The 1,493-nt window shown below is 62.5% G+C and carries 1 pseudogene; it reads left to right on the plus strand.

The features are described 5' to 3' along the window. Positions 1-59: 59 nt before the first annotated feature. Positions 60-1,493 (plus strand): annotated as a pseudogene (locus tag EYB53_RS25280) (hypothetical protein); the annotation flags it as partial.

Below are 1,493 nucleotides of genomic sequence, written 5' to 3' on the forward strand. Positions count from 1 at the left end.
GCCCCAGGTTCAAGGAGTCAGTGTGACGCGATCGCTTGTCTAGCCTCACGGAGGATGTCATGACGTATCGTTCTCTTGGTGCGCTCCTTGCGTTGATCGTGAGCGGAGTTTTTGGCCCGTTACTGCTTGCTACGCTGCCGGTACCAGACTTGGTGCCAGCAGTCGCTGCGACGATGCTGCTCCATGCGATGCCGCCCAGGGCACGAGCGATGGAGCAGTTGCCCTTGACCGCGCCAGAGCAAACGCCTTCACCCTTGCCACAGGTGAGCGTTGGCGGCTATCGCACCTGTGTGATCAATCGGGCCGGACAACTCTCTTGTTGGGGATTGGATACTGATGTTCCGGATGATCTCGGTCTCGTGGTGCAGGTCAGCGCGGGTCCGGCGCATATCTGTGCGCTGACCACCGAGGGCGATGTGCGCTGCTGGGACAATTATGGCTACGGCCAAACCGCCGTGCCCGACGACCTTGGGGCCGTGGCGCAGGTTAGTGCAGGTGCGCAGCATATCTGTGCGCTGGACACCGAGGGCGCCGTGCGCTGCTGGGGTGATAATGACTTCGGCCAGAGCACCGTGCCCGACGACCTCGGAACCGTGGCCCAGGTCAGCGCGGGGTGGTCGCATACCTGTGTGGTGACCACCGAAGGGACGGTACGCTGCTGGGGGTACGATTACTACGGCCAAAGCACCGTGCCCGACAACCTTGGAACCGTGGCCCAGGTTAGTGCAGGTGCGCATCACACCTGTGCAGTGACCACCGAAGGCACCGTGCGCTGCTGGGGGTACGATAGCGACGGCCAGAGCACCGTGCCCGACGACCTCGGAACCGTGGCCCAGGTCAGCGCGGGGACGTGGCATACCTGTGCGGTGACCACCGAAGACACCGTGCGCTGCTGGGGCAGTAATACCTTCAGACAGAGCAGCGTGCCCAACGATCTTGGAACCGTGGCGCAGGTTAGTGTGGGGACGAATCACTCCTGTATCTTGACCACCAACGGAGTGCTACGCTGTTGGGGGAGTTATGGCATCAGCCAGAACACCATGCCGGGTAACCTGCAAACCGTGGCGCAGGTCAGCGCAAGAGCCGAGCATACCTGTGCCGTCACAAGTGAGCATACGGTACAGTGTTGGGGCAACAACACGTATTGGGGAGGCTATAGCGGGCAAGCTATGCTGCCCGACGACCTCGGAGCCGTGGCCCAGGTTAGTGCAGGCTGGGCACATACCTGTGCATTGACGACCGAAGGTACCGTGCGCTGCTGGGGCGCTAATTATGGCGGCCAGGGCAGCGTGCCCGACGACCTCGGGGTCGCCGCGCAGGTCAGCGCAGGTGGGTTTCACACCTGTGCGCTGACCACCGAAGGCACCGTGCACTGCTGGGGCTATGCTGAGTTCAGCCAGGTGCCCCCTAACCTTGAAGCGGTACAACAGATCAGCGTAGGTTCGGTGCATACCTGTGCGCTGACAAGCGAGGGTGACATCCGCTGCTGGGGC

The sequence above is a fragment of the Candidatus Chloroploca mongolica genome (assembly GCF_004762035.2).
Lineage (GTDB): Bacteria > Chloroflexota > Chloroflexia > Chloroflexales > Chloroflexaceae > Chloroploca > Chloroploca mongolica.